This window comes from Yoonia sp. (assembly GCF_017854415.1).
Taxonomy (GTDB): domain Bacteria; phylum Pseudomonadota; class Alphaproteobacteria; order Rhodobacterales; family Rhodobacteraceae; genus Yoonia.
This window is the reverse complement of sequence record NZ_JAFMHR010000029.1, coordinates 1-24,838: the sequence shown is the minus strand read 5'-3', so window position 1 is coordinate 24,838 and position 24,838 is coordinate 1. Positions and strand designations below refer to the sequence as shown.

Annotated in this window: 25 protein-coding genes and 1 pseudogene; 3 read left to right on the top strand and 23 right to left on the bottom strand. The window is 55.2% G+C overall.

The genetic code is table 11. The features are described from left to right. The 10 genes from ftsZ to ftsW form a co-directional block, all read right to left on the bottom strand. The coding region (ftsZ, locus tag QZ197_RS05330; RefSeq protein WP_296430812.1) for a cell division protein FtsZ at positions 1-685 on the bottom strand (685 nt) is incomplete at its 3' end. Between the two features lie 177 nt (positions 686-862). After that, the gene (ftsA, locus tag QZ197_RS05325; protein WP_296430810.1) at positions 863-2,197 is read right to left on the bottom strand and encodes a cell division protein FtsA; all 1,335 of its coding nucleotides are present in this window, start codon (positions 2,195-2,197) and stop codon (positions 863-865) included. Continuing rightward, positions 2,197-3,096 carry a cell division protein FtsQ/DivIB gene (locus tag QZ197_RS05320; RefSeq protein ID WP_296430808.1) on the bottom strand — a complete coding sequence of 300 codons (900 nt, stop codon included), beginning with the start codon at positions 3,094-3,096 and terminating at the stop codon, positions 2,197-2,199. The genes ftsA and QZ197_RS05320 overlap by 1 nt, the downstream gene beginning before the upstream one ends. Next, positions 3,084-3,962: a D-alanine--D-alanine ligase gene (locus tag QZ197_RS05315; protein ID WP_296430813.1), complete on the bottom strand. Its 879-nt coding sequence runs from the start codon at positions 3,960-3,962 to the stop codon at positions 3,084-3,086. Before QZ197_RS05315 ends, QZ197_RS05320 begins: the two co-directional genes overlap by 13 nt. A gap of 115 nt (positions 3,963-4,077) precedes the next feature. Then, positions 4,078-5,016, bottom strand: a complete 939-nt coding sequence (murB, locus tag QZ197_RS05310; protein WP_296430806.1) for a UDP-N-acetylmuramate dehydrogenase — start codon at positions 5,014-5,016, stop codon at positions 4,078-4,080. A 26-nt stretch (positions 5,017-5,042) separates the two neighbouring features. After that, positions 5,043-5,330: a UDP-N-acetylmuramate--alanine ligase gene (locus QZ197_RS05305; RefSeq protein WP_296430804.1), complete on the bottom strand. Its 288-nt coding sequence runs from the start codon at positions 5,328-5,330 to the stop codon at positions 5,043-5,045. After that, a complete protein-coding gene (locus tag QZ197_RS05300) occupies positions 5,327-5,617 on the bottom strand; it encodes a DUF2484 family protein (RefSeq protein ID WP_296430802.1) in 291 nt (96 codons plus the stop codon). The genes QZ197_RS05305 and QZ197_RS05300 overlap by 4 nt, the downstream gene beginning before the upstream one ends. Next, a complete protein-coding gene (gene murC / locus QZ197_RS05295; protein WP_296430800.1) occupies positions 5,581-6,978 on the bottom strand; it encodes a UDP-N-acetylmuramate--L-alanine ligase in 1,398 nt (465 codons plus the stop codon). Before murC ends, QZ197_RS05300 begins: the two co-directional genes overlap by 37 nt. Positions 6,979-6,994: 16 nt before the next feature. Continuing rightward, positions 6,995-8,092, bottom strand: a complete 1,098-nt coding sequence (locus QZ197_RS05290; RefSeq protein WP_296430798.1) for a UDP-N-acetylglucosamine--N-acetylmuramyl-(pentapeptide) pyrophosphoryl-undecaprenol N-acetylglucosamine transferase — start codon at positions 8,090-8,092, stop codon at positions 6,995-6,997. Beyond that, the gene (ftsW, locus tag QZ197_RS05285) at positions 8,089-9,258 is read right to left on the bottom strand and encodes a putative lipid II flippase FtsW (protein WP_296430796.1); all 1,170 of its coding nucleotides are present in this window, start codon (positions 9,256-9,258) and stop codon (positions 8,089-8,091) included. Before ftsW ends, QZ197_RS05290 begins: the two co-directional genes overlap by 4 nt. Positions 9,259-9,426: 168 nt before the next feature. On the opposite strand from ftsW, the gene QZ197_RS05280 reads away from it, so the two are divergent. Beyond that, positions 9,427-10,605, top strand: a complete 1,179-nt coding sequence (locus tag QZ197_RS05280) for an NAD(P)/FAD-dependent oxidoreductase (protein WP_296430794.1) — start codon at positions 9,427-9,429, stop codon at positions 10,603-10,605. 18 nt (positions 10,606-10,623) lie between these two features. Here the strand turns inward: QZ197_RS05280 and murD are convergent, their stop codons facing one another. The 10 genes from murD to QZ197_RS05230 form a co-directional block, all read right to left on the bottom strand. Further along, the gene (gene murD / locus QZ197_RS05275; RefSeq protein ID WP_296430792.1) at positions 10,624-12,024 is read right to left on the bottom strand and encodes a UDP-N-acetylmuramoyl-L-alanine--D-glutamate ligase; all 1,401 of its coding nucleotides are present in this window, start codon (positions 12,022-12,024) and stop codon (positions 10,624-10,626) included. A 15-nt stretch (positions 12,025-12,039) separates the two neighbouring features. Then, a complete protein-coding gene (gene mraY, locus QZ197_RS05270) occupies positions 12,040-13,122 on the bottom strand; it encodes a phospho-N-acetylmuramoyl-pentapeptide-transferase (RefSeq protein ID WP_296430790.1) in 1,083 nt (360 codons plus the stop codon). Between the two features lie 19 nt (positions 13,123-13,141). Beyond that, entirely contained in the window at positions 13,142-14,566 is a 1,425-nt protein-coding gene (murF, locus tag QZ197_RS05265; RefSeq protein WP_296430788.1) for a UDP-N-acetylmuramoyl-tripeptide--D-alanyl-D-alanine ligase, read from the bottom strand. After that, complete coding sequence (locus tag QZ197_RS05260; RefSeq protein WP_296430786.1) at positions 14,563-16,050, bottom strand: UDP-N-acetylmuramoyl-L-alanyl-D-glutamate--2,6-diaminopimelate ligase; 1,488 nt, start codon at positions 16,048-16,050, stop codon at positions 14,563-14,565. Before QZ197_RS05260 ends, murF begins: the two co-directional genes overlap by 4 nt. Positions 16,051-16,063: 13 nt before the next feature. Next, positions 16,064-17,848, bottom strand: a complete 1,785-nt coding sequence (locus QZ197_RS05255; RefSeq protein WP_296430783.1) for a penicillin-binding protein 2 — start codon at positions 17,846-17,848, stop codon at positions 16,064-16,066. Continuing rightward, a complete protein-coding gene (locus QZ197_RS05250; RefSeq protein ID WP_296430782.1) occupies positions 17,845-18,204 on the bottom strand; it encodes a cell division protein FtsL in 360 nt (119 codons plus the stop codon). The genes QZ197_RS05255 and QZ197_RS05250 overlap by 4 nt, the downstream gene beginning before the upstream one ends. Beyond that, positions 18,204-19,175, bottom strand: a complete 972-nt coding sequence (rsmH, locus tag QZ197_RS05245; RefSeq protein WP_296430780.1) for a 16S rRNA (cytosine(1402)-N(4))-methyltransferase RsmH — start codon at positions 19,173-19,175, stop codon at positions 18,204-18,206. The genes QZ197_RS05250 and rsmH overlap by 1 nt, the downstream gene beginning before the upstream one ends. 3 nt (positions 19,176-19,178) lie before the next feature. Then, entirely contained in the window at positions 19,179-19,673 is a 495-nt protein-coding gene (locus QZ197_RS05240) for a cell division/cell wall cluster transcriptional repressor MraZ (protein ID WP_296430778.1), read from the bottom strand. 592 nt (positions 19,674-20,265) lie between these two features. After that, positions 20,266-20,757, bottom strand: a complete 492-nt coding sequence (locus tag QZ197_RS05235) for an N-acetyltransferase (RefSeq protein ID WP_296430776.1) — start codon at positions 20,755-20,757, stop codon at positions 20,266-20,268. Further along, entirely contained in the window at positions 20,754-21,827 is a 1,074-nt protein-coding gene (locus QZ197_RS05230; RefSeq protein ID WP_296430775.1) for an Mrp/NBP35 family ATP-binding protein, read from the bottom strand. Before QZ197_RS05230 ends, QZ197_RS05235 begins: the two co-directional genes overlap by 4 nt. Before the next feature lie 249 nt (positions 21,828-22,076). Here QZ197_RS05230 and QZ197_RS05225 point away from each other — a divergent pair, with 249 nt between their 5' ends. Then, entirely contained in the window at positions 22,077-22,292 is a 216-nt protein-coding gene (locus QZ197_RS05225) for a DUF1127 domain-containing protein (RefSeq protein ID WP_296430773.1), read from the top strand. Between the two features lie 338 nt (positions 22,293-22,630). Here QZ197_RS05225 and QZ197_RS05220 read toward each other — a convergent pair whose 3' ends face one another. Both QZ197_RS05220 and QZ197_RS05215 read right to left on the bottom strand, forming a co-directional pair. Then, positions 22,631-23,170: a hypothetical protein gene (locus QZ197_RS05220; RefSeq protein ID WP_296430771.1), complete on the bottom strand. Its 540-nt coding sequence runs from the start codon at positions 23,168-23,170 to the stop codon at positions 22,631-22,633. Then, entirely contained in the window at positions 23,171-23,623 is a 453-nt protein-coding gene (locus tag QZ197_RS05215) for an Lrp/AsnC family transcriptional regulator (RefSeq protein ID WP_296430770.1), read from the bottom strand. Positions 23,624-23,695: 72 nt separating this feature from the next. On the opposite strand from QZ197_RS05215, the gene QZ197_RS05210 reads away from it, so the two are divergent. Next, complete coding sequence (locus QZ197_RS05210; RefSeq protein WP_296430768.1) at positions 23,696-24,295, top strand: LysE family translocator; 600 nt, start codon at positions 23,696-23,698, stop codon at positions 24,293-24,295. Positions 24,296-24,297: 2 nt separating this feature from the next. Here the strand turns inward: QZ197_RS05210 and QZ197_RS05205 are convergent. Continuing rightward, positions 24,298-24,838, bottom strand: a pseudogene (locus tag QZ197_RS05205) (DNA helicase II); the annotation flags it as partial.

Below are 24,838 nucleotides of genomic sequence, written 5' to 3'. Positions count from 1 at the left end.
TCATCGCCTTGCCCATTTCGTCCATCACGGCGCGAACGTCAGCAAAGTCGAGGTTGATCAGACCGGGACGGACCATTAGGTCCGTCACACCCTTAACACCTTGATAAAGCACGTCATCTGCCAAAGCAAAGGCTTCGGTGAATGTCGTGTTTTCATTAGCGAGACGGAACAGGTTCTGGTTTGGAATGATGATCAGCGTATCCACAACCTTTTGCAGGGCTTCGATGCCTGCTTCGGCTTGCTTCATGCGCTTGGCGCCTTCGAACTGGAATGGCTTGGTGACAACACCAACCGTCAGAACACCCAATTCGCGTGCGGCTTGGGCAATAATCGGTGCAGCACCAGTACCTGTACCGCCGCCCATACCAGCAGTAATAAAGCACATGTGCGCGCCAGCCAGATGATCAACGATCTGTTCGATGCTTTCTTCGGCAGCGGCGGCACCGACGGTTGCCCGCGCGCCTGCGCCCAGACCTTCAGTGACTTTCAAACCCATCTGGATTTTCGCACCAGCACGCGACTGCTGCAGTGCTTGCGCGTCAGTGTTGGCCACAACAAAATCAGTACCATCAAGCTCTTGCTCGATCATGTTGTTCACAGCGTTGCCGCCTGCGCCACCAACACCAAACACTGTAATACGTGGTTTCAGTTCATCGTGCCCCGGGAGGGAAAGATTTAAAGTCATAATGCGATCCGCCTGTTTTTTTATTTGCCCGTGCCCCCGGGCGTTTACTGCTTATTACTGATCAATATAACCAAGTGGTGCCGAAAGGTCACGACAAAAACACAAAATCGCCACCAAATCTGGACAAAAACATTTCCTTAACCGCCGGATTTCGACAGATTGGCAAGATGTTGCGCATTACCAGTTGTCTTTGAACCATTTCACCGCTCGCTTGAGCGACCGTGCCGGATAACGATCGGCAGGAATTTCGAAATCCCACCATTCATCTTGTGGATTCGCAGCAAAAAGCGTCAATCCGACGGCGCTTGAAAATGCCGGACCGATTGCCGCTTGTGGCAAACCCTGTACCCGCAATGGACGCCCCAAGCGCACCTGCTGTCCCAGAATTTTGCTGGCCAATCCATCAAGCCCCGGAATTTGGCTACCTCCGCCCGTCAGCACGATTTGCTGCCCGGGCAGATGTTCAAACCCTGCCGCATCCAAACGTGCGCGGACTTCTTCAAGGATTTCTTCGACACGCGGCCGCATGATGCCAATCAGCTCGGCACGACTAACCGTGCGGCGGTCGTGTTCCCAATCGCCGGTATCGCCACCGATCTCGATCATTTCACGGTCGTCCATGCCAGTTGCGACAACGCCGCCATAGAATGTCTTGATCCGTTCGGCGGTTGCCGCTGGAATTTGCAAACCCATCGAGATGTCAGACGTCACATGTTCGCCGCCCATGCGCACGCTGTCCGCATAAATCATGTGTTTCTTCATAAAGACCGAAATGCCTGTGGAACCGCCACCAAGATCGACACAAGCCGCACCCAATTCCTGCTCGTCTTCCACAAGCGACGACATGCCAGAAACGTAAGCCGATGATGCGAGCCCCGCCAATTCCAGATCGCACCGCTTAATGCAGTAGAACAGGTTTTGAATTGCCGTGGCATCAACTGTCAGCATGTGCATATCGGTTGTCAGTGTATTGCCGATTTGACCGCGCGGATCACCCAAACCAGAGCGATGATCCAGTGCAAAGTTCACCGGCTGCGCGTGCAGTACTTCGCGGTCGGCCCCATAGTCGGGCACATCACATGACGCCATAACCTGGCTGATGTCTTGTTCGCTGACCATGCCGCCCGCGACATCCAGCGACCCATCTAGACCGTAAGACCGTGGGCGCGCGCCGGAAAGGCAAGCAATCACATGGTCGACACGAACATTCGCCATCTTTTGTGCTGCCTGCACGGCCGTCCGAATTGCGCGTTCGGTTTCTTGCATCGCATCGATTTCGCCAAAGCGGACACCGCGCGAACGGGTTGTCGCCGCGCCTATCACGCGAAACTGTGATTGCCCTGCAAGTGATCCAACACCATCAACGCTGCGGAATTTTTCTGGCCCGTCAAAGCGCAAAACAAGGCAGGCAATCTTGGACGTACCGACATCCAAAATGGCAACCACACCACGCTGCATTGCAGCTTTTCGCATTTGCCGCATTGCGCGCTGGCTGTCGTATAGATCGCCCATCAGTTGCCTACCTCGTTTATGTCAGTTGTTGTGTTGCCACGGCGCAATGCTGCGGCCGCCTCTTGGTTCATCCGTAGTGTCGGCCGGTTTGCGTTGCGCATATCAACGACGGCCACATCACGGCTCAGCATATCTTGCGCGGCGTTCAGCGCGATCACGCGGTCCAGCGCACCAACGGCTCCACTGCTTGGCAAAAATATGCGTTGGTCACGGTCCAACACCATGTCCCAGCGACGTTCGCCCATGCGCACAAGGCCGCGCACCCGTCCGATCAAGGGACCTGCTGCATCAAATAGCTCCAGCGCCTCGGCGATATTGCTTTCTGCCCCGTCGCCCGCAATCAGCGGCAACTCGAGCCGATCTGCGCGAGCTGCAATCTGTCCTGACAGCACACCATCTGCATCAATCAAGCGGAGCGTGCCCGCGTCCCGCCAAATTGCGACAGGCACGCGGGGGGTCAAGCGCACCTCAAGTGCACCAGCTTGGCCGACCCGCACGCTGGCGGACTTTATCTGGTCAAGGGCTTCGATATTTGCCCGCATAACTTCAAGATCAAGATCGAATGATGAGACCGGAAAAACATCAGGCAACAGCGCCACGACGTCGGTCATCGCACTTGCATCTGCGCCAGTCACATTCATTGCTTGGATCATGAATTGCGGACGCTGTTGAAATGTCTGTTTGGTGTCCGCGATCGTCTCGACAAACTGCGCACGGTTCTCTGGCTGTATGTACCAAGACCCCGCAATTGCGGCGATCAGCAGGATCGGCACGCCAATCCGTACCGCACCACGAAACCCAGGCGTTAGCATCAACCGCTGAAAACGGTACCCCAATCGTGAAGGCGCTGGATCGCGCGGTGCAGCGACGGGGGATGGGCGGCGCATCAACGATCGCATGACGCGTCCTCCACCATCCAGCCGCAAAGCTGCGGGAAAGTGATACCGACATGTGCAGCTTGTTCTGGCGTCAATGACGTCGGCGTCATGCCGGGCTGCGTGTTCGTTTCAAGCAAAATCAGCCCATCAAGCCCGCGTGTTTCGTCCCAGCGGAAATCCGTGCGGCTGATCCCGCGACATCCCAATGCATCATGTGCGCGCACGGCATAATCCATGCATGCGTCAAAAATATCTTGTGGAATATCGGCGGGCAAAACATGGCGCGATCCACCTGGCGCGTATTTCGCGTGATAGTCGTACCAGCCCTCTGTAATAATGTCGGTCACTGTCAAAGCGCGATCACCCATGACCGTTGTCGTCAATTCGCGGCCTGGCGCAAAGGCCTCGACCATCACTTGCGCGGGCATGTCGTCGGCAAGTTGCGGCGGCCCATTGGCGTCTTCGGAGACAATATAGATGCCAACACTAGAGCCTTCATTGTATGGCTTCACCACATAAGGCGGAGGCATGACATGGGCTTTGCGCACGTCATCCGCAGACGCCAATACGCTATCCACGGCAGGCAACCCGACCTTGCGGTAAACGTCCTTAGTGCGCTGCTTATCAAGCGTCAGCGCAGAGGCCAAAATACCAGAATGTGTGTAAGGAATTTGCAACCATTCGAAGATACCTTGAACGGCGCCGTCTTCGCCCCAGCGGCCATGCAGTGCATTGAATACAGCATCAGGAGCAATTTCGATCAGGCGTGCAGCGACGTCAGGTCCCGCGTCGACCTCTACCACGTCATATCCTGCGTCCCGTAAAGCTGTCGCACATTCACGACCCGAGCTTAGCGATACCTCACGCTCTGCTGATGGGCCGCCCATGAGGACAACAACTTTCAGGTTTGTCCTGCTCGACATACCCTACCGCCTTAATCGCGGGCCTTTAGCGACCCGTCATTTGTGTGATCCAAGTTTCGGATCGTGACCATTTTGGTCCTTATTTTTTCGGGCCTTTGTCCAACCGGACACCGACCCGCATAATTTCCCACTCTAGCGTAATTCCTTGGGAATCGTAAACCTTTTTCCGCACCGCTTCGCCTAAATCCTCAAGCTCTGCTGCAGTAGCACCGCCCGCGTTCGTCAGGAAATTCGAATGCTTGGTATTCATCACAGCCCCGCCCAGCACAGCGCCGCGCATGCCCGCATCATCAATGACTTTCCAAGCCTTCAAATCATGCACATCATCAGCCTGTCCCGTGGATGAAAACCCCGCGGGATTGCGGAATGTCGAACCCGCCGTGCGGTCCTTGGTTGGTTGTGTCTCGTCACGCTTGGCAAGCTGATCGGTCATGCGTTGCTTCAAAACATCCGCCGCTTCCTTGGGTGGGGTAAAGCGGGCAGAAACGATCATTGCGCCTTCAGGCAGGCTGCTTTGACGGTAGGCGAGCTGCAAAACTTCAAGCGAAATTTCGTCAATAGAACCATCGCGGTAGACGACAGTTACCGACGTCAAAACATCGGCGACGTAAGAGCCATAGCAGCCCGCATTCATCCGGACTGCCCCACCAATCGTGCCGGGGATCGTGCGTAGAAAAGTCAGGTCCAGTCCTGCATCGGCAGCTTTGCGTGCGACATGGGCATCAAGTGCGGCCGCCCCTGCGATCACATGATCTTCTGAAATCTCGATCCCGTTAAACCCGCGCCCCAAGCGGATCACAACGCCGCTGATCCCGCCGTCGCGCACGATCAGATTGCTGCCAACACCCATGGGGAATACCGGCACCGCAGGATCGAGGTCTGCCAAAAACTTAGACAAGTCTTCTATATCGGCAGGCTGAAACAGCATCTCTGCCGGTCCACCAACGCGCATCCACGTTAAATCGGCCAAGGACCGTTGTGGCGTAAGCGTGCCCCGCACTGTTGGTAGCTTAAGCATATATCACCACTGCATTCACCTGCGCCCTAGATTTCGCTGTCATCGCGTCTGCGCAAAAGCCAGCCAAGCAATGCACCCGAGACGCTGCCCAGCAACGCAGGGACACAAACCAGCATCGCTGCACCCATTGCGAATATGGGATCAATGCCGAAGGGGCGACCACTGGCATAGATGAAAATCACAAGCGTTGCACCAATAACGGACGAAATCGTCAGCGCCAAGCCAGATTGCCCGGTCCGCATCAACCGCGTCAGCAACAAAAACGGGAGGACCGCGCAAGTGAGCATAACGCCAAAAATCAGGATTTGAATCATCGACTGTCCTTGCGTGTTGTTTCCACGATCTTGCGCCACAGAAAATAAACCGGCCAGCGCAAAACAAGCCCGCCCACGATAAGGCCAAACAGCCCAATCAAGATACCACGCTGCCAAACAATCCAAATCAAAAGCGGCGCACCGATCGCAATCAGTACATAAGCCCGCCGCCAATGGTTATCATTCGAGGGAATAGCGGCCATCACAAAAGCCAGAACCACCCACAAGCCAATGGCAAGGAACGGGTCCACTATGCGGTCAGGCGATCCGGCAACCGGTTCGCCCATGTGCTGATTGTTCCGGCGCCAAGGCAGACAACCATATCGCCCGGCTTGGCCTGTTCGCGGACCAGACGTTCTAGGTCATCCTCTGATTCCACGACACGTGCATGCCTGTGTCCATGCCTGATTAAACCCGCGACCAAATCCGCATGGCTGGCACCTGCGATCGGATCCTCACCCGCGCCAAAGACTTCAGAAATACCGACAACGTCAGCGTCATTAAAGCATGCGCAGAATTCGTCGAAATGGTGCGATAGTCGCGAAAAGCGGTGTGGTTGGTGCACTGCAATTACCCGGCCTTCGGTGGCTTGACGTGCTGCTTTTAGCACGGCCGTGATCTCGACAGGGTGGTGGCCATAATCATCGATGATGGTGACACCATTCACTTCAGCTACTTTGGTAAAGCGGCGATTGACCCCTTTGAACCCTTTGAGTGCTGCGCGAATTTCGTCTTTCTTCATGCCCAGATGCCGCGCTACGGCCACAGCCGACAGCGCGTTTGAAACGTTATGGTCCCCCGGCATCGGCAATTCGCAACCTTCGATCATCCCGCCTTCGGCCTGCAAACCGATGTCAAAATGCGCGACCCCCGCCTTATAGTGCAAGTTCAGCGCACGAATATCCGCCTGAGCGTTAAAGCCATACGTCACGACACGGCGGTCGGTGATTTTACCCACCAGCGATTGCACGTCCGGATCATCGGTGCAGCACACGGCCAAACCATAAAACGGGATATTCGACACAAAATCATAAAAGCCCTTATGCAGCGCCTCTTCGGTGCCCCAATGGTCCATATGTTCAGGATCGATGTTGGTGACGATTGCGATCGTCGCGGGCAAACGGTTGAACGTACCGTCGCTTTCGTCCGCTTCAACCACCATCCACTCGCCCTGCCCCATGCGCGCATTCGAGCCATAGGCGTGAATAATGCCGCCATTGATGACCGTCGGGTCAATGCCACCTTCATCAAGCAAGGCTGCAACCATCGTTGTCGTTGTGGTTTTTCCGTGTGTACCCGCAACGGCGACATTGGATTTCAAGCGCATTAATTCCGCGAGCATCTCGGCACGGCGCACAACAGGCAAGCCGTTGGCGCGGGCTGCATCCAGTTCTGGATTGCCAGACTTGATTGCTGAAGAAATCACAATAACTTCCGCGCCCTCAAGGTTGTCAGCATTCTGGCCGACGAAAATGGTAGCGCCCAATTTTTTCAAGCGATCCGTAATGTTGGACGCCTTCAGATCAGAGCCTTGCACGGTATACCCGTGGTTCAGCAAGACCTCGGCGATGCCGGACATGCCGATCCCCCCGATCCCCACAAAATGGATAGGACCAATATCAAGAGGCAGTTTCGTTGCAGAGCTCATCAGTGTCGTCCATTCATCATTTCTTGGCCTTTTGCGCCAAATCTTCAACCAACACGACCAATCGTTCTGTTGCATCAGGCACGCCGCAAGCCGTCGCCGCTTGAGACATCTTCAACATACCTGCACCATCAGACAAAAGTGCTGTCAATTTCTCGGTCAATGGAACGACGTCAAACTCAGCTTCAGTCATGATTTCGGCGCCGCCTGCTTCGACCAGTTGGCGGGCATTTGCGGTCTGCTCATCGCGAATAGCGCCACCATACGGCACCCAAATCGCAGGCCGCCCAATCACGCTGACATCTGCGACCGTCGACGCACCAGAACGTGAGATGACAAGCTGTGCATCCGTCATACGGCGTGGCACGTCATCAAAGAATGTCTGCACTTCGGCTTTGATCAGCTCGCTTTCGTAGTAGGCTGTGACCCGTTCCAAATCTTCGGGGCGCGCTTGATGGGACACGCGAATATTGCGGCGAATGTGTTCTGGCAGGGCTGCAATCGCGGGGGGCACAACGTCAGACATGATCCGCGCTCCTTGTGAGCCACCCATGACAAGCACTGACATCGGGTAATCACCGGGCGGAATATAAGGCGAACCTGCCTGTTCCAAAATTGCGGCACGTACAGGGTTTCCGGTATGCACACCAACGATCTGACCGGGCAATGCTGTGGGCCAAGTTCCGCAAGCAATCTGATCAACGCGCTTGGCAAATAATTGGTTCACACGGCCCAGCACACCGTTTTGTTCATGGATCATGCGCGGAATGCGCAAAACCCAAGCAGCAGCCATCGCCGGAATGGCAGGATAGCCGCCAAAGCCAACCACCACATTGGGGCGATCACGAAACATCCGCCATTTGGCTGCGCCAATACCTGCGACAATACGAAACGGGACCATCAGTTTTTGAACAAGCCCGCCGCGCGCAAACGTAGCACTGCCGACGACATTCACCTCAACCGCATCAGGAAAACCGGAAGTATACCGCGCGCCGCGCGCATCTGTTGACAGCTTCACACGCCAGCCTTTTGCCAGCATAGCTTCGGCCAAGGCTTGGGCCGGAAACATATGCCCGCCAGTTCCGCCGGCCGCGATAATTAATAGAGGCGCGGTCATCGGTTCGCCCGGCGCAGCAAAATATCACCCATCGCACCCTGCGGGCGGCTGCGGGTAAACGCCAGCAGCATGCCAACGGCGATGCCACCTGCAATCAATGACGATCCGCCGTAAGACACAAACGGCAAAGTCATGCCCTTGGCAGGCAACAGCCGCACGGCGACACCCATATTAATCATCGCCTGTACACCAAAGATACAAACCAAACCGGTACCGGCAAGGCGGATAAAGACATCGCGTTCTTTCATGAGGCGCAGCAATGAACGCACAACGATAACCGCATAAAGCGCAATGATCACCAATACACAGATCAACCCATATTCTTCCGCGGCAACCGCAATAATGAAATCGGTATGTGCATCTGGCAGCGACCACTTCACTTGGCCTTCGCCGACGCCCACACCAAAGAAACCACCCTCGCGGATGGCATTTGTCGCGTAGCCAAGTTGTGTTGTTGGATCAAGATCGGGTGACAAGAAACCATCGATGCGGCGTGCAAAATGCTCTGAATTTGCATATGCGAACGAGCCACCCAAAACGACCATACCGGCAAGAACTATCAATACCGTCATCGGCGCGCCCGCCACAAAATACATCACACCCCAAGCAAACAAGATCAACGCAGCTTGACCAAAGTCCGGCTGCATTGCCAACATCAAGACAATCATCACTGTGAGGACAAAGGAATATGTCTTGCCGGGCGGCCCACCCAACTGCTGCGATGCGGCCAATAACCATGCTGACATGACAACGAACCCAGGCTTGAGAAACTCGGCTGGTTGCACAGAAGCAAATCCCAACGAATACCAGCGGGTTGCACCTTTGCCAAAGTCAGTTCCGAACACAGGCAAGAACGCCAAAGCAACAAATGCCGCCAAAAACCCCAGAACGGCCAAACGACGCACCAATGTCGGTGACATCATCGAGACGGCAAACATCACGATCATTGCCATGCCACCAAAAATCGCTTGTCGGGTTACATAGTGAAATGGCTCAAGCCCGTTTTTTGCCGCGAGCGGAGGCGATGACGCAAGCCCAAGCAGCAACCCGATCGCAAAAAGGATCAGAATGCAGGACATCGTCCATTTATCAATTGTCCGCCACCAACGTGGAAGAACCGGGTCACCGGATTGAACCGGAACCGTACCATAGACCATTTCCGTCATGGATCACCGCCATACTGCCTCAATTGCCCGTTTTCCGAGTCTGATGTCACCTTAGCGGCCAATCGCGCGTGATTCTACATAAAACACCACGTGCCACTTCTTATTCCCAGATAAACTTCCGCCAGAGGCATCTTTCAAATGCGCAACACTTGCGGCATATGCGGCAGGATGAAGATAGAAACTCTGATCATTGGCGCGGGTGCCGCTGGCATGATGTGCGCGGCGCATGCGGGGCCAGACGTGCTGGTTGTCGACCATGCAAAGGCGCCGGGCGAAAAGATCAGGATTTCTGGCGGCGGGCGCTGCAATTTTACAAACATGCACACCAGCCCGCAGAACTTTATCAGCGGGAACCCCCATTTCTGCAAATCCGCTCTCAAACGGTACACGCAATGGGATTTCATCTCACTGGTCGATGATTATGGCATCCCGTGGCATGAAAAGACGCTGGGTCAGTTGTTTTGTGACGTATCAGCGAAAGACATCATCGCAATGCTCCGTGCGGAAATGGACAAGGCGAAAGCCCAGCTTTGGCTGCAGACAAGCGTTGAAAGCATCAGCCACGACGGTGAACGTTTCGCGGTCAGCGTCAGCAAGGAAGGGCGCACGACGCAGCTTGATGTGAAAAACCTCGTGGTTGCCTGTGGCGGCAAATCAATCCCAAAGATGGGCGCGACGGGAATTGGGTATCAAATCGCAACGCAGTTTGGACTGCCAGTGATCACCCCGCATCCTGGGCTGGTGCCTTTGACCTTCTCGGACGAAAAATTCAAACCGCTTGCCGGTGTCGCTGCCCCTGTACGGGTCACGGCCAATGAGACTAGCTTTGACGAAGCTCTACTATTCACACACCGTGGCCTTTCAGGTCCTGCGGTCCTGCAGGCCTCATCTTACTGGCACGAGGGCGAGGGCATCACGGTGAACTTGGATCCTAGCGGAACGCTTATGGCCGCACTTCAAACCCATCGTCAAACTGACGGACGCAAGGCGCTGACGACGGTACTCGGACAGCATATTCCGGCGCGATTGGTGGAACACCTGCGCGAAGAACTGACGTTGGATGGCAATATCGCTGACCAAAGCGACGCCGCCCTGAGCGCGCTTTGTGAAAAACTATCAAGCTGGGAACTACGCCCTGCCGGATCAGAAGGTTACCGCACAGCAGAGGTCACTTTGGGCGGTGTTGATACCGACGCGTTATCGTCTAAAACGATGGAAGCGAAATCCATGCCGGGCCTTTATTTCATCGGCGAATGTGTCGATGTGACTGGTTGGTTGGGCGGCTATAACTTCCAATGGGCGTGGTCGTCAGGCTGGGCGGCAGGACAAGCTATAGCGGAGAGGTAAGGTGGATCATGATCCACCTTACGAGATAGCGCCCTGAACACAGTGGATGAAATCTTCGCCACGTTTCTCAAAGCTGTCATATTGGTCGAAAGATGCTGCAGCAGGTGCAAGCAAGACAACGTCGCCGTCTTGTGCATCGGCCATCGCACGCGCAACAGCTTCGTCCATAGCTCCACAAACCTCGGTTTCGGCACCCGTCAACTGACGCGCAAAACTCTCGGCCTCGCGACCAATGACGTAGGCTTTCGTGACCGACCCCATATGCGGCAGCAATCCATCCAGCCCGCCTTCTTTCTGCAAACCACCACAAATCCACCGGATCTTTGAAAAAGCTTGCAGCGCCTTTGACGCACTATCGACATTCGTTGCTTTGCTATCGTTCACGTAAGTGACGCCCGCATGGGTCGCAACAATCTGGCTGCGGTGCGGTAAGCCGCCAAAACTGCGCAGCGCTGCCTCAATTCCTTTTGGCCCAAGTCCCAACGTCCGGCACGCTGCATAGGCCGCGCATGCGTTTTGATGGTTATGCGCACCGGGCAAGCCCGCAATATCGCGCAGATCGATAGAGCCAACTTGGCGCCCTTTGCGGAATTCGGACAGGAAACCTTTGCGCGCAAAGACGCTCCATCCCTGCCCTGCCAGTTTTTGACCAGAAGAGACACGGATTACACGGTCATCCTGCGCACCTTCAATCAATTGATTGGCGATATAGCGGCCTTCGACTTCATCCACGCCAATCACCGCACGGTCAGGACCACCTTCGGCGAACAGCCGCCGCTTGGCCGCGAAATAGCCCCCCATCCCGGCATGTCGATCCAAATGATCGGGGCTCAGGTTTGTCCAAACTGCGACATCAGGCGTTAGGCTGCGGGCAAGGTCAGTTTGATATGACGACAGTTCGAGAACCACAACTTCGCCGTCATGCGCCGGATCAATGTCCAAGACGCCGCGCCCGATATTGCCGGCCAATTGCGCGGCCCGCCCGTTTTCGATCAATATGTGATGGATCAACGCCGCTGTCGTGGATTTACCGTTTGATCCGGTCACGGCAATCACGCGGGGCGTGCTGTCGAAGCCATCCCAATCATCGGTCGCAAAAGAGCGGAAAAACAGTCCGATATCATTATCAACAGGCACATCGGCATCCCATGCCGCGGCAATTACCGGGTTTGGCGCTGGGTAGAGATGCGGGATACCGGGGCTTACAATCAAGGCTGCAACATCCTCAAATGCACCCGCCTTGGTCAAATCACAAATATCTAGGCCGTCAGCCTCTGCCGCTTCGCGCGCGACAGCACTGTCATCCCAAACCAAAGGCGTCGCCCCACCCGCGATCAGCGCGGCAGCCGTTGCACGACCGGAACGGCCAAGCCCCAATACTGCCACCTTGCGTCCGGCATATCCTTGAACGGGTATCATTTTTTGCCCCTTGGCCTATCTGACTTTCAACGTGGCCAGACCGATCATCGCCAAGATCAACGAGATGATCCAGAAACGAATGACGATCTGCGGTTCTGCCCAGCCTTTTTTCTCAAAATGGTGATGGATGGGCGCCATTAAAAACACGCGCTTGCCGGTCGATTTGAAATAAAGCACCTGAATGATGACCGATAGTGCCTCTGCCACGAACAATCCACCAACGATAGCCAAGACAAGTTCGTGCTTGGTGGCGACCGCAATTGCGCCCAACGCACCACCTAATGCCAGCGATCCGGTGTCACCCATGAACACAGCGGCAGGTGGTGCATTGTACCACAAAAAGCCTAAACCGCCGCCAATCAGTCCCATCGTAAAGATAAGCAATTCACCGGTCTGCGGCACATAATGCACGTCCAGATATTCAGTAAAGTCAGTGCGCCCTACGGCATAGGCAATCACGCCAAAGGTGCCAGCAGCAATCATCACCGGCATAATCGCCAAACCGTCCAAACCATCGGTCAGGTTCACAGCATTGGCCGCCCCGACAATCACGATGATCGCAAAGGGTATGAATAGAATACCAAGATTGATGAGCGTATCTTTGAAAATAGGCAGCGCCAGTTGATTGGTCAGATCATCAGGGTGATAGGCCGCTGCCCAATATCCTGCGATAGCAGCAATCAAGATACCAAGCAAAATCCGCACCCGGCTGGACACCCCAGAGGTCGTCTGCTTGGACACCTTTGCATAGTCATCCGCAAAGCCGATTGCGGCGAAAGACAGCGTCACAAATAGCACCATCCAAACAAACGGGTTATCCAAGCGCGCCCAAAGCAAGGTCGAAAATGTCAGCGCGCCAACAATCAAAAGCCCGCCCATCGTGGGTGTGCCCGCTTTGGCAAAATGCCCCTCGGGGCCATCATCGCGGATTGGCTGACCTTTGCCTTGCTTACGGCGCAGCACGTTGATCAGAGGTTTGCCAAAGATGAAACCGAATATCAGCGCCGTCATAAACGCACCACCGGCACGGAACGTGATGTAGCGAAACAGGTTAAAGAAATCGCCACCATCGGAAAGCGCCGTAAGCCAGTATAACATCTAATCTACCTTATTGATCTCAAGAGCGGCGATGCCCCAGTTTTCGGATGGCGTCAACGACAAGGCTGACTTTGGATCCCTTTGAGCCTTTGACCAACACCACATCACCCGCATCGACCAAACGCGTCACACGCGGGACAAGCTCTGCTGCGGTGGCGGCCCATTGGCCTTGTTGTTCCTCGGGCAGTGCATCCCAAAGATGGCGCATCAAAGGACCCGCACAGTGGATGATATCAAGACTTTGTAAGTGATGGTTTTGGGCGAAATTGCTATGCATTGCGATTTCATCTTGGCCCAATTCCAACATGTCACCCAAAATTGCGACGCGCCGCCCTTTAACGATCCGGCCTACGTCGTCAGTGGGGGTTGATGCGGCTAACACTTCAAGTGATGCGATCAATGATGTCGGATTGGCGTTGAATGCATCGTCCAACAATTCAAGGCTTTCGCCGTTGTTGGCTATGTCAGTAATGATAATTTCGCGCGCGCCGCGCCCTGCAGGCGGCACCCATCCGGCAATATCCAGTGACGCGGCAACTGGATCAGCGCCAAGCGCATCAACCACAGCCAACACACCGACCGCGTTCATCGCAAAATGGCGGCCGGGCACAGAGAGTTTGAAGAGATAGTCCTCGCCCCCGCCCGTGGCTTTTATGACCGTTACATCACCAGTGATACGCACATCGACTACGGCCCAATCGGGGCCAGTTTCACCAAATAGCACCTGACGCGCGCCCAGCTTTGCTGCGTGGTCTTGCAAAATCTGGCTGGTAGCTATGTCACCTTTCAAGACCGCGATGCCACCCGCTTCAAGCCCATCCATGATGCAGGCCTTTTCATGTGCGATCCCCGCAAGGTTATCGAATGAAGCCAGATGTGCTGCAGCGACTGTCGTGACCATAGCGACATGCGGGCGCGCCATTTGGGACAGCGGAGTGATTTCACCGGGATTGCTCATCCCGATTTCAATCACGGCATAGTCGGTATCGGCGGGCATCCGTGCCAGCGTCAGCGGCACACCCCAATGATTGTTGTATGATGCTTCGGCGGCATGGCATTTGCCTTGCTTTTCCAAGACCGCGCGCAGCATTTCTTTGGTCGATGTCTTGCCCACCGATCCTGTTATCGCCGCTACACGCGCTTGCGTACGCGCACGGGCAGCACGGCCCAATCCTTCAAGCGCATGAAGCACGTCACCCACGATCAGCAGCGGCGCATCTTGCGCCACGCCGTCTGGGCGGTGCGTGACCAAAGCAGCCGCAGCCCCATTTTCCAACGCTTGGGCGACGAAATCATGCCCGTCGCGCACGTCGGTCAAGGCCACAAAAAGATCGCCAGCTTTGATGGTCCGTGTGTCAATCGAAACGCCAGTTGCAGACCATTCAGCAGTCGTCTGTCCACCCGTTGCCGCAACTGCATCGGCAGATGTCCAAAGGGCGGTCATATCCGCCCCTCAAGTGCTGCAACTGCGACACTGGCCTGTTCCACATCATCGAAGGGCAGCACAGTGTCGCCTACGACCTGACCGCTTTCATGACCCTTACCTGCGATCAACAAAGCATCCCCTGCATCTAGCATATCGATACCGCGCAAAATCGCCTCGGCACGGTCGCCCACTTCGGTAATACTGTCAGATCCCCCTGCATTAACGGCCCCAGCCATGACAGCCGCCCGAATACTTGCTGGATCTTCCGAACGGGGATTATCGTCCGTTATGATCACAATATCGGCGTTTTGCGTAGCAGCAGCACCCATCAACGGACGCTTTGCGGTATCACGATCACCACCTGCGCCGACGATCACAACAATCCGGCCCATCACATGCGGGCGCATCGCTTTGAGCGCTGTTTCGACCGCGTCAGGCGTATGTGCATAGTCAACGAAAATGGCAGCACCGGTGTCTCGGGTCGCGGCTAACTCCATTCGGCCCCGAACAGTTTGAAGATACGGCAGCGTGTCAAAGACATCTGCCGGATCAGCGCCAGCAGCAATCACCAAGCCCGCCGCCAACAGAACGTTTTCAGCCTGAAAACCGCCAATTAATTCAAGCCGCGTTTGACGTGCGCGACCTTGCCATTCAAACAAAACATCTTGCCCGGTGGCATCAAAGCGCTGCCCCGTCAGTCGCAGGCGCGCATCTGGATGACGCCCCACGCCAATGATTTCTTGACCTCGCGCTGAACAGATCGCCGCGACATCGGCACCTTTGAGATCATCAAGGTTGACGACGGCCACACCGTCTTCGGACAGGACGCGTTCAAACAGCCCCATCTTGGCGTCAAAATAGGCTTCAAAAGTCTTATGATAATCAAGGTGGTCTTGGCTAAAGTTCGAAAACCCCGCAGCGGTCAAAATCACGCCGTCCAAGCGTCGCTGATCCAGACCATGCGATGACGCCTCCATCGCGACATGGGTGATGCCGTTTTGGGCGGCTTGGGCCAAGACACGGTGCAAGGTAATCGGTTCTGGGGTTGTGTGTTTCAGCGGGTGCGTCCACGCGCCCTCGACACCTGTCGTGCCAAGGTTCACGCCAGCGATACCCAATTCTTCCCAGATTTGGCGGCAAAAAGTCGAGATGGATGTTTTGCCATTGGTCCCCGTCACCGCCACGACAGTCGCAGGATGCGCCCCAGACCAAAGCGAAGCCGTTTGCGCCAAGGCCTGACGTGGGTCTTGTGCGATGATCAATGCGGCGTCTGACGCGGCCAATTCGGTGGCGGCAATCGCAGCCCCTTCCGCATCGGTCAGGATCGCGCTTGCTTGCATACGCAAAGCATATTGAATGAATTCGCCACCGTGGACCTGTGCACCGGGCAATGCGGCAAACAAGAAGCCGGGCTTCACATCACGGCTGTCGACGGCCAGTCCCGTGATCTGCGCTTCGCGCCCGCCTTGTGCCGTCAGACCCAATTCCGCAAGTGATGTCATTGCTGCCGCCCTCTTAATTTGAGGTGAGTGTTACACCGACCTGTTGCGGCGTGTCCACTTGCGGTCGCAACCCCAGCAGGGGTGCGATGCGGCGGATCATTTCAGCCGCGACTGGAACGGCGGTCCAACCTGCGGTGCGGCGTGGTTCTGCACCGGAATTTTCTGATGGTTCGTCAAGTGTAACGATCAACACATATTTGGGGTCACTGGCCGGAAAGACTGACGCGAATGTCGAAATGACCTTGTCGTCGTAGTAGCCGCCACCGGCTGCGCGTGGTTTGTCGGCCGTTCCGGTCTTACCACCAACTTCGTAGCCGCGCACTTCGCCGAATGACGCTGTGCCGCGCTGCACGACTTGGCGCAGCATATCGACTGAACGCGCGCTGACCGCTTCGCTGATAACACGCGGGCCAACTTCAACGTTGGTGCGGCGCAACAAAGTGGGTTCAACCCGTGTTCCGCCGTTCGCAATCGCTGCATATCCGGCGGCCAGATGTACCGGTGAAGATGACAGACCATGACCGTAAGATATTGTCATTGTTGAAATTTCAGACCAGTTCGGCGGCAGAAGTGGCCTTCCAGTTGGCGCTTCGACCATTTCTAGCGGGGTCGGCTCTAGAAAGCCAAGCGCGCCTAAGAAATCACGTTGGCGTTCTGCGCCGATCTGCATGGCGATGCGCGCTGTACCAATGTTGGACGATTCAACAATCACGTCGGTCGTGCTTAATTCCGGACCATAGTCGTGGAAATCACGAATGCGGAAGCGGCCCCAGGTCAGCGGGCCTTGGGTGTCGATCATGGTGTTTGCGTTCACCAAACCAAGTTCCATCGCTTGGGCGGTCGTGAAAATTTTAAAGACTGAACCCAGCTCGTAAACACCCTGAACTGCACGGTTGAACAATGGGCTGTCAGATTGATCACCAGTCGTCAAAACACGCGGACGGTTGTTTGGGTCAAAATCTGGCAGTGAAACCATCGAAATGATCTCGCCAGTGTGAATATCCATCAGGACCGACGCGGCACCTTTGGCGTTCATGATCGACATTCCACCGGCCAAAACCCGTTCGGCGGCGGCCTGTACGGTCAGATCAAGGGACAACTCCAGCGGCGCACCTTCGTTCGCGGGATCACGCAAGAAACCGTCAAACTTGCTTTCTACACCTGCAACGCCGATGACTTCGGCACTTGCAACGCCTTCGCGGCCATAGCTGGCCCCACCCAAAATATGAGCGGCAATCGAGCCATTGGGATAAAGACGCATCTCGCGTGGGCCAAACAACAAACCGGGTGATCCGATATCGTGAACAGCCTGCATTTGTTCAGGGCTTATCTGGCGTCTAATCCAAAGGAACCGGCGGTCACTGGTGAAATTAGCAAGCAGTTCCGCCTCGTCCAGTTCAGGGAAAATCTGCGCTAAACCTTTGGCGGTATACGCGGGATCAATCATGTCGCGTGGATGCGCATAGAGTGAATGCGTTTGCAGGTTCGTTGCGAGGATACGTCCGTTTCTATCAACAATATCAGAGCGTTGCCCAATAATCGGATTGCCGACAGCAGAGGCACGCGGCTCTTCCGGAACGGACCCCGCCAGGGTACCCATCCGCATGCCGATCACACCGAACGCACAAAAGAACGCTAGCCCCAGAACCAACAAACGACCTTCGGCGCGTTGGCGATGCTTGTCTGCCATCGCCTCGTGGCGGCGGGCACGGTTCTCTGCTTCGATTGCGTCAGGGTTTTCGCCTTTGGCGCGCGCCTTGAGCACGCGGGCAAGCGGGCGGAGCGGCGTGCGGATCATAGGTCATTATCCTGTTCGTCGAACCCGCCAGAGGACAGTTCAATCGGGTTGGTAATCGGCAATATCTGCGGAATCGGGTAGATGATTTGATCAACGCGGCCGAAGGCATCTGGCATGAGTGGCAGCAGACCAAGACGGTCAAAATTCAGATCAGCAAGATCAGCCAAGCGGTCAGGACGGTTCAGGTAAGCCCATTCAGCGCGCAACATGCCCAGACGTTCGTGCGCCGCACCAATTTCACTGTGCAGACCGCGTACATCCGCAATTTCTGCTTGGGTTTTGTAGTTCTCTTGATAAGCCCAAAAGCCTAATGCCATCACCGCGAAAGCAGCCAAAACAAAGAACAAACCGCGCATTACCTACCCCCTTTTGTCTTCATCATCGGCATGCCGAGGTCTGCCGGATCAATGTCCTGTGCGGGCGCATCAGTGCGAATAGCCACACGTAACTTAGCCGACCGCGACCGTGGGTTCACAGACAATTCCTGTTCGTCAGGGCCAATCGCCTTGCGTTTCTCGATACGGAACGCCGGCGTGATTTGTTCAACTTCGGGCGCATAGCGGTTCGCGTTCGCAGTATTACCAGAACGGGCCTGCAAGAAGCGTTTGACCATGCGGTCTTCGACCGAATGAAAGGTCACGACGGCCAATTGACCGCCCGGTTTTAGCGCACGTTCAGCGGCCATTAGCCCCATCGCCAATTCACCGTATTCGTTGTTCACGGCAATGCGCAGCGCTTGGAAGGTGCGCGTGGCTGGGTGCGATTGCTTGGGTTTGGCGCGTGGCAGGCAGCCCTCGACGATCTTGGCCAATTCGCCAGTGGTCGAAAGCGGTCGGGCCGCCACTATGGCCTTGGCAATGCGGCGCGAAGCACGCTCTTCGCCGTAAAGATAGATTATGTCGGCCAATTCAGCCTCGTCCGCGTCATTACAGAAATCGGCTGCTGAAATGCCACTTTGAGACATCCGCATATCAAGCGGGCCATCCCGCATGAATGAAAACCCGCGCTCTGCTAAGTCCAACTGCATAGAGCTGACACCAAGGTCCAGCACAACACCGTCAAGATCGCTGGCGTATTCGTCAAGCTTGGAAAACACACCTTCGACAAGTTCGATCCGGTCGCCGTATCCGGCAACCCAGTCAGCGGCCAATTCAAATGCATGCGGATCGCGGTCAACGCCGATAACTTTGTCAGCACCAGCATCAAGCAATTCGCGGGCATAACCGCCATTGCCAAACGTTCCGTCCAGCCAGACCCCAGAAACAGGAGAGACCGCTGCGATGAGCGGTCTAATCAGGACAGGAATATGCGGTGCGGCGTCTGACATAATCTAGCCGTCCAACTCGCTTAGTGGATCATAGCCGTCTGGCTGTTCGTTCAGCCAGCTCTTCATCGGATCACCAACGGTGCTGTTAAAGGTATCAGATTCCCAAATTTCGAAATGATCGCCGACGCCTGTAAAATAGACCTCGCCTTCTGTCATACCCAGCTTTTGACGCTGACGGATCGGCATAACAACGCGACCATCTTTGTCGACCTCAAGCTTCATCGACTGCCCAAGGATCCAACGCGACATACGCGTGCGCGCCGCGGATCCACGTGGCATCGCGTTGATTTGATCTGCGATCTCGGTAAAGGCGGCGATCGTATAGACGTGAAGCGTCTCTTTCAGGTGATCACCGTAGAGAACGTAAAGGCGGGGGTTTAGTCCGGTCGTCCACGCAGGGTCACCGGATTCGAGCACGCGACGAAAATCAGCAGGGATCGACATGCGCCCCTTACCGTCCACCTTTTGGGTGTGTTCGCCTGTAAAACTCAGAACCACTGTCCCTCGGTCCTCACCCGCCCCCGAAAATCTACTCTAAATGTGAAAACGGCGGATTGATCGGCTGCCACTGATCAATCCGCCATCTTCGTCCCTTTGCGGGATGTCCGACTGCGCGTGCCACCTGGGGGGATGTCTGCTCGCTTACGCGCCGGATCTAGTTTGGGTAATGGCGAAGCCTGTATGAAACCTGCTTTTGCCGGTTGGGGTTCTTAAGTTGCCCCTTTGGAAGTCGTGTTCGTCATTTCCCGTGTGACTGTTGTGCCACCACTCCGGCCCCTAATCAACAGTTTTCTGGGAAATCATGGTACCTGATGGTTTTTGACGTTAGTTGGCGCAAGGCAAGTCCCCCTATGCACCCACGAATAGTGCATACTGATGGTGCCACCCCATGTAATAGCAACAACATATAGTATATAATTGTAGTTTTAGAGTAATTTCTTCAAACGAGAGGAAAATTCTGATCCTGCAATTTTTTTTCAAAAATTGCAAAATTATCGCGGCCGAGCGCCCTCAATTTTGGATACTGACCCCGAATCTTACTTCGATTCCATGATATCCCGAAATGGATGCATCCGGTGACATCGCCTCTTTAGCGCAGCAACTTCTTATGCATCACAAACGCATCGACCATGCCCAGTTGCGGGTGCGCAAAAGCATCGGGGATAGTGCCGATAGTCGCAAAGCCCAGCTTCTGCCATAGCCGGACAGCGCCTTGATTGCTGGCTAAGACAAAGTTGAACTGCATCGCGTTGTAGCCAAGTGCTGCAGCCGCGTCCTGACTATGAATGCAAAGTTGGGCTGCAATCCCCTGCCCGCGCGCGTCCGCACTGACGATATAGCCACAGTTACATATGTGGGCGCCACCGCCTGCTTGGTTCGTCTTTATATAGTATGTGCCGACGACGCGGCCCGCATCCACCGCGACATAAGTCGCCGCAGCTTGGGTCATCCAATAGCTAAAGGCCGCATCGCGCGAAATGTCTGGATCGACGGCATAGGTGTCCCCTGCGCGAAACACGTCGCGCAAAAGCGGCCAAATCTGATCAAAGTCGTCAGGGGCCGCAAGGCGGATGCTGATCAAGCAATCCCGCCATCGATCAAGCGACGCGCTATCGCACGGTACGCATCAGACATCGGGCCATCGCCCGCCGCAATGGGCGTGCCTGCATCACCTGCAAGGCGCGTATCAAGGTCAATCGGCAGCGCGCCCAAGAACGGCACACCGATCTTCTGAGCCTCTGCTGCAACGCCGCCCTGTCCAAAGATATGTGATTCCGTGCCGCAGGTCGGGCAAACGAATGTCGACATATTTTCAATCATGCCCAACACTGGCGTACGCAACGAATTGAACATATCAAGCGCCTTGCGCGCATCAATCAAAGCCACGTCCTGCGGCGTGCTGACGATGATTGCGCCCGTCAGTTCGGTCTTTTGGCACAACGTCAATTGGACATCGCCAGTGCCCGGCGGCAAATCGACGATAAGCACATCCAATTCACCCCATTGCACTTGGCCCAACATCTGCTGCAATGCGCCCATCAACATCGGGCCGCGCCAAACGACGGCTTTGCCTTCTTCCATCATCAGGCCAATCGACATCATCGTGACACCGTGCGCCTGAAGGGGAATGATCGTTTTACCATCGGGCGAACCTGGGCGTTTGTTCACACCCATCATGCGCGGCTGCGACGGTCCGTAGATATCTGCATCCAGCAAACCAACGCGCCGCCCCTCTTTGGCCAAAGCCACCGCAAGGTTAGAGGACACCGTAGATTTACCGACACCGCCCTTACCAGAACCGATCGCCAAAATGCGGTCCACACCAGATACCTTTGCGGGACCAGCCTGCGGCGTTGGGTGACGGCCGAGTTTAAGAGATGGCGGTTCTGGTGCTTTGGGGGCCGGGCCGTGGGCAGTCAGAATGACTGTTGCAGTTTCCACACCCGGCAAGCGACGCACGATGTCTTCGGCGGCGCGACGGACGCCGTCCATCTTTGCCGCTTCCGCAGGCGTCGCCGCTTCAATTACGAAACGCACAGCGCCGCCTTCGATATTAAGGGCGCGGATCATGTCTTGGGACACCAAATCCTGACCACCGGGTAAAGTCAGGCGCGACAAGGCGGCTAGAATTTCATCTCGGGTCACGGACATGGCAATTCCTCAAGTTTATAAACAGATTAATTTGGCATCATCATTTGGCACGAATTGAGCAAATCGCAAGCCCTAGGGCAAAGATGCTCAAAAATGTAACAAAATGATGACGTTAGGTCAGCTTCCCTTATGCATTTGCTGCATAGCAGCATTGTCGAAAGACTTATTGTGCAAGTGCAGCATAAACCTACATACTGATCACAACAGCGGAAAACACCGCATCAACGTAAACATTATCCGAGTAGTCAAATGACAGTTCAAACAGAAACATTCTTCGCCGGCACATCGCTCATCGCACGTTTTGTCGCGTTGCGCGAGCAGTACCGTGAAGCAGCGGCCAAGCGCCGGACATATCGCACAACTCTTACTGAGTTGGAAAACCTCACAGCGCGTGATTTGGCTGATTTGGGCATTGCGCCCGGTTCACTCAAGGAAATCGCATATCGCGCAGCATATAGCGCGTAACAACGGAATTCGGATCTGCCTGCTCCTCCCAGAATATCGCAGATCTGGACACGACCCAACGCTTCACCTCCTCCCGAGGCTTTGGGTCTTAAATAAGGTGGCGGCATTCACCTCCTCCCGGATGCCGCCGCTTTAATACAAGTTTCGGGACCGCCCACCTCCTCCCGGGTTGGTTTCGAGAATACCGCAGGCCAAGCGCACCTCCTCCCGCGCGACGTCTGCGAGGAAACGCACACTCGCCTCCTCCCTGAGTGGCGCGTTTGAAAATAAAGAACGGTCATGTCCACCTCCTCCCGGGCATGGCCGTTTTTTTATGTCGTTAGGATGTTGAACAAAGGCTATCGCTTAAAAATTCGCCAAATTTCTTCGGACATAAAGCCCTTGGTGAACTTTGGACGGATCGTGAAACCCGCCTCTTTTGCATAGGGCCGGATCGCTCTGATTAGATCGACAGGCCAATTCGCGCCAAGCGGCAGTTGCCGCCCCGGAGGCGGTCCGTTTGTGTGGAATTCAATCACAAACACATCTTTGTGCCGTCCCCGCATGAGAATGCCATAAATTTCTTCCCATGCGATCTTTTGTTCGGGCAGACTGGTCTTACCTTTGAAAATACGGCTGACGGTGATCCCTCCTGCGTCAATAACAACAGTCGTCGTGCCCAGAATACTGTTGCGGAACATCAAAAGCACGAGGCCAAACATTGAGGCACCGATTAGGAACAAAAGCCAAAAGGCAAACGACAGATTGCCGCTGACAAGAAAAACAAACGACAGGAACAAGAAAAAGGCGCCCAGGCCCCCAAAGAATATCGCGGTAAGAATCAACGGATTGTTATGACGTGCGGTAAAAACCACTTGATCGGGCTTCAGGTCCGGCATCTAGGCCCTCGTGTCTTTTGGCGACCCCATCACCATATAGCTGGTAATTGCGCGTACATGCGGCACGGTACCCAGAATTTCGGTATGAAATGCCTTATAAGCTGGCAAATCAGCCACTTCGACCCGCAGCATATACTCGAATGCGCCCGCGACGTTGTGACATTCCGTCACCTGATCAGCGCGCTGCATCGCGCGCTCAAACCCCTCTTGGGCCGCCTTGGTATGCTCGGCCAGCCCAACTGCCACGTACACCACATAAGCCCGCCCTGTTTTGGTCGGATCAAGGCGCGCGCGATAGCCTTTGATGACCCCGCCACGCTCTAGTTCTTGGACGCGGCGTAGGCAGGCAGACGGGGACAGGCCCACTTCATCGGCCAACTGCAGATTGCTGATCCGCCCATCACGTAAAAGAACGCGCAATATATTGTCGTTTATTGAATCAATCTTCGTCATAGATTGCAGTATTACACGGAAATCACCCAATTTGACAATTACATTGCGCATTGCGCCGCGTAAGATTGCGCAATGACATATGAAATCCTCATCGCGCTGATCGGCTTTGCCGTTGCCAGTTCTATCACTCCCGGCCCCAACAACCTGATGCTGATGGCGTCAGGTGCTAACTATGGAATGCGCCGCACCCTGCCCCATATGCTGGGCATTTCCTTGGGGCATGCGTTCATGGTGGCGATGGTCGGCATCGTCCTACTGCAAGTGTTCGACACCTACCCTATCCTGAATATAATACTTAAGGTGGTGAGTGCCGCTTACATGATTTGGCTTGCTTGGAAGATCGCAAACGCGGTTCCACCGGAAGCGAAAAAGGTCACGGGCAAGCCGTTTACCTTCTTGCAAGCTGCCGCTTTCCAATGGGTGAACCCCAAAGCTTGGTTCATGGCGATCACCGCAATCAGCGCTTATGCCCCGCAAGATCAGGGTATTGTTATGGGATCGGTCATCGTCGCAGTCGTCTTTGCCACCGTGAACTTTCCATCAATTACCATTTGGGCTTGGATGGGTGTACAAGTCCGCCGTTGGCTGGGCAGCGCGCGGCGTTTGCGGATTTTCAATGTTTCGATGGCAGTGTTACTGGTGGTTTCATTGTATCCAATGCTAACCCACTAGCATCAAAATGGCACATCATTGGCTTTATCCGCGCTAACGATGAACCGCGCGACCACATGTTTTGATCCAGCCTTGTCGAATTCGATTACCAGTTTGTCGCCTTCGATCCCGACAATTTCACCGTAGCCAAATTTTTGATGGAACACGCGTTCACCTTCGGTAAAAGCGCTGACCGCATCCATATCAATTGTCATATTGCGCGCCTCGGCAGGGGCACCCATGCCGCGCTGCTGGCTGCGTGATTGCAGGCGACGCCACCCCGGCGAATTATAGACATCGGCGTTATGCGCCTTTTCGTGCAAGTCCGATCCAGCCATACCCGCGATTGCGGGCGATGCAGAGGCCGCCATGCCAGCGGCACCATATCCGCCGCCATAAAGACCAGGCGGGGTCAGAACCTCGACGTGTTCAGGTGGCAGTTCATCGATAAACCGCGACGGCATCGCCGACTGCCACTGACCGTAAACACGGCGGTTTGCGGCGAATGAGATTGTGCAAATCTCTTCGGCGCGGGTGATGCCAACGTAGGCCAAGCGGCGTTCT

Bases quoted from the DNA above. Each gene is read 5' to 3' on its own strand.
- QZ197_RS05215 (WP_296430770.1), bottom strand. From the start codon at position 23,623: ATGACGAAGATTGATTCAATAAACGACAATATATTGCGCGTTCTTTTA.
- QZ197_RS05320 (WP_296430808.1), bottom strand. From the start codon at position 3,096: ATGCGATCGTTGATGCGCCGCCCATCCCCCGTCGCTGCACCGCGCGAT.
- QZ197_RS05210 (WP_296430768.1), top strand. From the start codon at position 23,696: ATGACATATGAAATCCTCATCGCGCTGATCGGCTTTGCCGTTGCCAGT.
- QZ197_RS05225 (WP_296430773.1), top strand. From the start codon at position 22,077: ATGACAGTTCAAACAGAAACATTCTTCGCCGGCACATCGCTCATCGCA.
- mraY (WP_296430790.1), bottom strand. From the start codon at position 13,122: ATGTTATACTGGCTTACGGCGCTTTCCGATGGTGGCGATTTCTTTAAC.
- ftsW (WP_296430796.1), bottom strand. From the start codon at position 9,258: ATGACGGAAATGGTCTATGGTACGGTTCCGGTTCAATCCGGTGACCCG.
- QZ197_RS05250 (WP_296430782.1), bottom strand. From the start codon at position 18,204: ATGCGCGGTTTGTTCTTTGTTTTGGCTGCTTTCGCGGTGATGGCATTA.
- QZ197_RS05300 (WP_296430802.1), bottom strand. From the start codon at position 5,617: ATGGGCGAACCGGTTGCCGGATCGCCTGACCGCATAGTGGACCCGTTC.
- ftsA (WP_296430810.1), bottom strand. From the start codon at position 2,197: ATGGGCGATCTATACGACAGCCAGCGCGCAATGCGGCAAATGCGAAAA.
- QZ197_RS05290 (WP_296430798.1), bottom strand. From the start codon at position 8,092: ATGACCGCGCCTCTATTAATTATCGCGGCCGGCGGAACTGGCGGGCAT.
- murC (WP_296430800.1), bottom strand. From the start codon at position 6,978: ATGAGCTCTGCAACGAAACTGCCTCTTGATATTGGTCCTATCCATTTT.
- QZ197_RS05260 (WP_296430786.1), bottom strand. From the start codon at position 16,050: ATGACATCACTTGCGGAATTGGGTCTGACGGCACAAGGCGGGCGCGAA.
- QZ197_RS05280 (WP_296430794.1), top strand. From the start codon at position 9,427: ATGAAGATAGAAACTCTGATCATTGGCGCGGGTGCCGCTGGCATGATG.
- rsmH (WP_296430780.1), bottom strand. From the start codon at position 19,175: ATGTCAGACGCCGCACCGCATATTCCTGTCCTGATTAGACCGCTCATC.
- QZ197_RS05220 (WP_296430771.1), bottom strand. From the start codon at position 23,170: ATGCCGGACCTGAAGCCCGATCAAGTGGTTTTTACCGCACGTCATAAC.
- murB (WP_296430806.1), bottom strand. From the start codon at position 5,016: ATGCTTAAGCTACCAACAGTGCGGGGCACGCTTACGCCACAACGGTCC.
- QZ197_RS05255 (WP_296430783.1), bottom strand. From the start codon at position 17,848: ATGATCCGCACGCCGCTCCGCCCGCTTGCCCGCGTGCTCAAGGCGCGC.
- murD (WP_296430792.1), bottom strand. From the start codon at position 12,024: ATGATACCCGTTCAAGGATATGCCGGACGCAAGGTGGCAGTATTGGGG.
- QZ197_RS05305 (WP_296430804.1), bottom strand. From the start codon at position 5,330: ATGATTCAAATCCTGATTTTTGGCGTTATGCTCACTTGCGCGGTCCTC.
- murF (WP_296430788.1), bottom strand. From the start codon at position 14,566: ATGACCGCCCTTTGGACATCTGCCGATGCAGTTGCGGCAACGGGTGGA.
- QZ197_RS05315 (WP_296430813.1), bottom strand. From the start codon at position 3,962: ATGGGCGGCCCATCAGCAGAGCGTGAGGTATCGCTAAGCTCGGGTCGT.
- QZ197_RS05230 (WP_296430775.1), bottom strand. From the start codon at position 21,827: ATGTCCGTGACCCGAGATGAAATTCTAGCCGCCTTGTCGCGCCTGACT.